We start from the raw sequence: 7,091 nt of genomic DNA on the forward strand, positions 1-7,091 counted from the left end.
ATTTTCAAACATGCTCAAAGTTTTGTTTATCATAAACTTTGCGATCATATTTTTTTACAAAATTTACATTGCTGTAAAAATTTCTAATTTCTTCTTGCTGACCTTCTTTCTCCATCAAATCTAAATTACTCCAAACACTCATAATAACTCCTAAAAAAATTTTTGTTTTTTTAGAAAATGAAAAGTTGGGAACAACATTTTTGTGGTATAATATATTTAGATTTCAGAGGGGGGGGTGTTGTTCCCTCCTTTTCATTTCCTAATTTTTTTTAAAATCAAAAAAGCTGCAAGTAGGTTGCAGCTTTTTTACACACTAATTTTTTACGCATTCATTTAAATTGTAGCATTTTTGCGCTGTCTCTACCTGAGTCTCCACCTTTTCTTTGCATTGTTATTTTGCCGATTTTTATCGTTCCTCTTTTTGTCACTTGAATATTACCGTTATCAAGATAATAATTAATTACATCATCGATATTTTTAATTAATGAGTTATTTATATTTGCAAATTTTTGAATAACTAAAAATCAATCAGTGATATTCACGCCGTCGCCCTTTAATATATCATTAATAATTTTCAATTTATTTATGTTTAATCAATTTAAAAATATTTCTTGTTCTTGCTGATTAAATTCATTAACAAACATTCTTCTTTTATCTATTGAATTTTGCAAATACGGACTCAATTCACCAGTGTAATGAGCAAAAATTCTATATACGTAATCAGGAATATCTCACATTTTTTTGTAACTTTTAAGACGACGTTTATCAACCTGGTTAAAGCCTTTTGTGTTAGAAACTAATTTAACCTGTATATTTTCGGTTTTAATTTGATTTTTTAATTTAATTTTAATATCGACCTTCAAATCAGCTTTAAAACCATTTAAAGTGGTGGCGTTTACAAACTCTATATGATTAATGTTATATCCCATTTGTTCTAATCATTTTTTTGCATCTGCATCAATTGTTCAATTACAAAATTTTTGAGCTACTTCTTTTTCCAATTTGAAACCATTTTTGGCTATTCGAGAACCAGACTTTACTAGGCCTACTTTGTTATTTTTTGTTTGTCCCACTAAAATACCTTTTTCAAATTTTCAATTATCGCTTGAATTACATTGACTGTCATTGCATTACCGGCCTGACTAAGAACTTTATTTTTGTTTAATTCCTTATTATTTTTTATTTTTTCTGATATTTCTTTAGGGAAACCTTGCAACAATAACGCCTCATACGGACTAAGTTTTTTTATTACGTGATCTTTTACATATAAAAGACCATGTCTGCCGGCTCTTAACGTGGGAAAAATTTTATTGTATAGTCTTATATCAGATTGCCTTATGTCAACAACAACATTTTCTAAGTTTAAAATATCTTGAACACTATACTTATCTTTGTTATATTTATTCGCTAAATATTTTTTGAATGTTTTGCTATTGTAATCGAAAATCATTGAATTTTTATCATCTAAAAAACTTTCGAAATTGTAGTCTCTTTCCTTTCCTTGCGGAAAAATAAATTGTTTGTTATCCAAATCTTTTCTAATACCAACAATATATATTCTCTCCCTTTTTTGAGGAACACCAAAATATGAACTATCCAGAACTTTAGAATAAACATTATAGCCCGCTTCATCAAGTTTTTCATTGATTTGTTTTAATGTGTTGCCTTTGTCGTGATTTACTAGACCTTTAACATTTTCGAATAGAAAATATTTAATCTTTTTTTGTTTCAATATTCTAATCAAACCATAAATTATGGTCCCTCTATAATCTGCAAAACCTTCTCTTTTTCCAGCTATCGAAAAGGTTTGACACGGAAAACCCCCGATCATCAAATCAAAATCAGGTAAATTACTTATATCGATTTTCATTAAATCACCATAATTATTGTTATCTTCAAAAAACACATTATAGGTCATATCAGGATTAGGATCTATTTCAGAATGACCGACACATTGAAGACCATTATTTTCTGCTCCAATTCGACCGGCACCAATGCCAGAACAAAAATCCATAAATTTCATTTTTTTGTTATTTTGTTTCGACATATAGCCTCCTTTTTTTAATCAACTAAATGGAATAAAAACTAATTACTTTTGAATGATTATAACTAGTTATTTAGCAAAATTGATAAAACTTAAAAAAAAATGTAAAAATTTTAAAAAAATAAAGCCTTATATAGAACTTGATTTATTTGTTTTTGATTATTTTAATCATATCTAATTTTTTTAAAAAACATGATTTTTAGATTTTAAAATCGGTAAAAATGTTCTTTCACATGTGAATTATCAAAATAAAGAAACAAAAGGGGGAATTGATTATAAGAGAGCATTATTTCACTGATGATTAAAAGGAATATAAAAAAATATGTTTTTTTGCAACAAAATAAACCCTATTTTTTCAAAAGAACACCTAACTTTCATAAATGCATTTTAAGCAATAGCATTTGAAAGCTTCATTGTGATGAATTTAGAATTAAGGCAAGATAGCTACAACAAAAAAACAACTATAATTCATAAAAAGTTATTTCATAATATCTAATCATGATGGTTGAAAATCAATTAAGAAATATACACATTACAAATTATCTACATATAGAGAATATGTTTACATTTTCGCCAAACATTACAACAAGAAAACGTTGCCATAAAAAAGCAAAATATGTATAAATACTTAAAAAAAGGTATAATATTTAAAACAAATTTTACTGAAAGGAAAATAAATATGAAAATATTAGTAGTAGGTGCAAACCATGCCGGTACATCTTTTATGAGAACTTTAAAAACAGTTAATAAAGATGCTGAGATTGTTGCATACGACAGAAACACAAACACATCATTTTTAGGTTGTGGAATTGCTGTTTGAGTAGCCGGAGAATTTGATGAACCAGGCGGATTATTCTATTCATCGCCTGAAATTTTAACAAATGACTATGGCATTAACTTAAAAACAAACCACGAAGTTATTGCTATTGACAAAGACAAAAAAGAAGTTACAGTTGTTGAATTAGCCACAGGTAAAAAATTCACAGACAACTATGACAAATTAATTTTTGCTGGTGGTACATGACCAATTGAGCCAGACATTAAAGGAATTAAATACAAAAATATTGTTTTATCAAAACTATACCAACACGCTCAAGATTTAATTGAATACGCAAACAATAAAGAATTTAAAGATGTTGTTATTGTTGGTGCAGGTTACATTGGTGTTGAATTAGTAGAAGCTTTCAACATTAAAGGTAAAAATGTAAGATTGATTGATGTTAACCCTAGAGTTGCAAGCAATTACTTTGGTAGCGAATTTACCGATATTATGGAAGACAATATGCGTAAAGAAGGTGTTAAACTTTCATTAGGCGAAAAAGTTGTTGAATTTAGATCAGCAGATGGCGTTAATGTTTCAACTGTTGTTACAGATAAAGGTGAATATAGAGCTGATTTAGTTGTTATGTGTATTGGCTTTAGACCAAGAACAAACGCTTTAGAAGGTGTTGAAAAATTACCTAATGGCGCTATTGTAGTTGATGAATTCCAAAGATCAGTGTCAAATGAAGACATTTACGCAATTGGTGACTCATGTGCACTAAAACACGTTGTTACAAACGACAACAGACACGTTGCATTAGCAACTAACGCTGTTAAATCAGGTTTAGTTGCTGCTCTACACATCGCAGGATTAAACATTCCTTTCCCAGGAGTAGCTGGTACAAACGCAATTAATGTATTTGATTGTCATTACGCCGGAACAGGTTTAACAGAAGAAATGGCTAAAAGAAATGGTTTTGAAAACGTAGCTTCAGTACATTTCGAAGATATGGATAGACCCGAATTCATGAGCAATGCAGAAAAAGTTGCAATCACTATTGTTTATGACAAAGAAACATTAAAACTATTAGGAGTTCAACTAGGTTCATGAGGCTCAACTGTTCACGCCGAAACAGTTTACATGTTTGCTTTAGCAATCCAAAAAGGTTTAACATTACCTGAAATTGCATTAACAGACGTATTCTTCTTACCACACTTCAATAAACCATTTAACTTCTTCTTAGTTCCAATGTTAAAAGCATTAGGCCTAAACTACAAAAAATAATTATTTAACCAAGCTTTATGCTTGGTTTTTCATTTTAAAATATCATTCAGTATTCAACAACATTGATATAGGAGGATAAAAAATAAACCCGAATCATAACGATTTGGGTTTTTGTTAAAAACTATTAATTTATGAAAAAGATATTTCGTTGTAATCAAGGATTAAAAATAAATTTACGTTAAATAAAATTTTATTTTTTAAACATTTTTTTGTTCTTAAAATATGCTAGCAATATTTTTTTCTTAATGTCTTCCACATTGAAAACTGAGTATGTGGCTTCATATGTTTCCCTTAATGCAGTTCGTGCAGTTTTTCAACCTGCACCGTCAGTAATTCAAACAAATTTGAATTTTTCCTCATTGCGCGTTTCATCTGCTATACTTTTATAACTTCTGGCAGTCTCATTCAATTTTGAACCGCCCGTACTATAAAAGTTGCATTCTATTCCATAATAAATACTGTCTTCGAAGACAATAAAATCAAACTTTTTATTGTCTTGTATATTTTTATTTTCAATCTCAACACCAAGACTAGATAGTGTACACTGTTTAAATAAATTTTTATTCAGAACGTAGCCGAATTTAACTAGCGAATCCTCTACAAGATTTTCCATTAATTTGCCAGTTCTATTTTTTCTTGCATTAGTGTCTAAACCAACTTCTAAGCCGTAAATATAATCCTTTATATTTGTTATTTCTTTATCTTTGAGAATTTTCAAAAAACCAGTGTTTTTCATCAATTCAACACAACGATCAATATTCGAATTATCTAATTCATCGAAAAATATTTTATTTCCATCTTCAGCTTCAATAAATTCGTTTTGTTTTATTCTTTTTGCTAGTAGTAATGGTAGAATTTTCAACAAATTTGGGTTTTTCATTAATATTTTTTTAAAATCTTTTTCAATATTGTTAGAACCTATTAATGAATTTAAAATTAATAATTCGTTTTCAATTATTTTTACATTATTACGGACTTTTGCAAAATCAACAAAATAGTCATATGAATATATCACTGACTTAAAGGTTTTTAATCAATCTTCAAATTTTGGTCTCATTCTTCCCCTCAACTACTTTTATTGTACATAGAAATATTTCAGAAATCTAAATATATGTAAAAGATAAATTAGTAGTTTGTGATTATAACTTCTTCAACATCCTTACGTGTATCAATCTTAGAACCAATCAATCTCTTGACAAAAATTGTTTCGATATTATAGTTTTTAAACAAATTTTTAATAAAGGTCGAACCGTGATTGCTAATCATTACTTTAACACCTTTTTTTGTTAAAGAATCAACTATTTCTTTCAGTCTCATTTGGTCACTAACATAAAAATTTTCTTTAGTGTAAGATGTAAAAGATTTTCGGTCATCTAAGTCAGAATATGGAGGGTCTAAATAAACAAAATCATTCATATCCGCAAACTCCAACACTTTTTCGAAGTCCAAATTTAAGATGTTTTTGTTTTTTTCTTTTAATAACTTATGTATAGAAACGAAATTATCATGGTCAATAAGATTAATATTGGCTTTTTTACCTGAAGGAACATTGAAAAATCCACTTTTATTAACACGATAAAGACCATTAAAACATGATTTATTAAGGTAAATAAATCTTGCTGCTCTTTGGACACGAGACCATTTTAAAAAATCAGGTTTTCTATCTTGGTTTCTGATTTCGTAAAAATAGTTTTCATTATGGTTTTTCATATGAATTTGTAATAACTTAATTAACTCATTATATTCATCATTATTGCTAAAACATTTATACGTATCTATCAATTCACTATTGATATCATTCAAGATAAAATCGTGGGGCTGAATATGAAAAAAAAGCGAACCGCCACCCACGAAAGGTTCGATATATTTATTGTATTTATTAGGCATTTTTGCCACTATTTTTGAGATTAATTTAGTTTTACCGCCAGCTCATTTTACGAATGGTTTCATATTCACACCTTTCTAATATATTTACATTATACAATGCTCTATCTTTCGCATAGATGAAATTAATTTTTATAGTAAGAAATGTGTCATGTAAGAAACAAAAATGTCCTCGTAGTATAAGAAACAAAAAAAGCCTTTTTGATAATATTTTATTGTGATTTAAATGACAATGATATTTATGAAAATTACCAAGTACAAAACCAATGAAAAATTAGATAAATATGATTACAAAACAAAATTAAAAAATAAATTAATTGCATTGCAAAATTACTTAAAAAATACAAAATGGTCGCTAAAAAAGATAGCAGAAGTTATTAAAATTTCGTACTCGGCAGCTAAAAAATATAAAAAAATATTGCTTCAAAATTATGATGAATCAAAAAATGAAATTTTAATCAAATTAAATCACGGCAACGAGAAAAATAAACATGCTCTTAAATTGTCTGACAATCTAATTCGCTACACCATAAAAAAAATGATAGGCTATGATTCAAAATTTATCAAAGATGAAGATAAAGATCATTTAACAATCAGTTTTAGGAGGTATTACGATGAAGTATTACCTACTTCAATTAAAAAGCAAATAACATATCCGTATTTTATTAAACGTTGCTCCGCAATGGGTTTAACAAAACCTACTCAAACGGCCAAAACTAAAAGAAGAATTGCAGCTATATTAAGAAGTAAAAACAAAGAGAAAGACGACAGTGAGTATTTGTTAATTCAACAATTATCCAAAATCAACGAAAAGGTTCAGTTGGGAAGATTACTGAATCACCACAAATATGAATTTGGCGAAATAGTTGAATTAGACGCTTGTAGCGAAGCTTGAATTAAACATTTAAATGATTTTCATATCTATTTAGCAGTAGATTCGGGAACTAAAAAGATTCTATCTTTATACGCCGAAAAAGAAGAAACAACATTGGGTTATATGAAACTATTAGAACAACTTTTTGCCCGATATGGCTATCCAATAGGCTTAAAAACTGATAGAAGAACTACTTTTTTCGCCAAACAGGAAAATAATACACCGATGGCAAAATGACTCAA

The 7,091-nt window shown here is 28.2% G+C and carries 6 protein-coding genes; 2 read left to right on the plus strand and 4 right to left on the minus strand.

Features of this window, described 5'->3' with window-relative positions; all coding sequences use genetic code 4:
- Positions 1-269 precede the first annotated feature (269 nt).
- Positions 270-1,073, minus strand: a complete 804-nt coding sequence (locus N1F73_RS03400; RefSeq protein ID WP_260360114.1) for a hypothetical protein — start codon at positions 1,071-1,073, stop codon at positions 270-272.
- On the minus strand, positions 1,073-2,047 hold the full coding sequence (dcm, locus tag N1F73_RS03405; protein ID WP_260360115.1) for a DNA (cytosine-5-)-methyltransferase: 975 nt from the start codon (positions 2,045-2,047) through the stop codon (positions 1,073-1,075). The genes N1F73_RS03400 and dcm overlap by 1 nt, the downstream gene beginning before the upstream one ends.
- A gap of 676 nt (positions 2,048-2,723) precedes the next feature.
- Between dcm and N1F73_RS03410 the strand changes: the two genes are divergently transcribed.
- A complete protein-coding gene (locus N1F73_RS03410; RefSeq protein WP_260360116.1) occupies positions 2,724-4,091 on the plus strand; it encodes an FAD-dependent oxidoreductase in 1,368 nt (455 codons plus the stop codon).
- 190 nt (positions 4,092-4,281) lie between these two features.
- Here the strand turns inward: N1F73_RS03410 and N1F73_RS03415 are convergent, their stop codons facing one another.
- The gene (locus N1F73_RS03415; RefSeq protein ID WP_260360117.1) at positions 4,282-5,148 is read right to left on the minus strand and encodes a type II restriction endonuclease; all 867 of its coding nucleotides are present in this window, start codon (positions 5,146-5,148) and stop codon (positions 4,282-4,284) included.
- A gap of 68 nt (positions 5,149-5,216) precedes the next feature.
- Positions 5,217-6,041 (minus strand): DNA adenine methylase, encoded by an 825-nt coding sequence (locus N1F73_RS03420; protein ID WP_260360118.1) that lies wholly within the window; start codon positions 6,039-6,041, stop codon positions 5,217-5,219.
- A gap of 175 nt (positions 6,042-6,216) precedes the next feature.
- On the opposite strand from N1F73_RS03420, the gene N1F73_RS03425 reads away from it, so the two are divergent.
- On the plus strand, positions 6,217-7,091 hold an 875-nt coding region (locus tag N1F73_RS03425), incomplete at its 3' end, for a hypothetical protein (RefSeq protein WP_260360119.1).

Source organism: Mycoplasma sp. HS2188, from assembly GCF_025209835.1.
Taxonomy (GTDB): domain Bacteria; phylum Bacillota_I; class Bacilli_A; order Mycoplasmatales; family Metamycoplasmataceae; genus Mycoplasmopsis.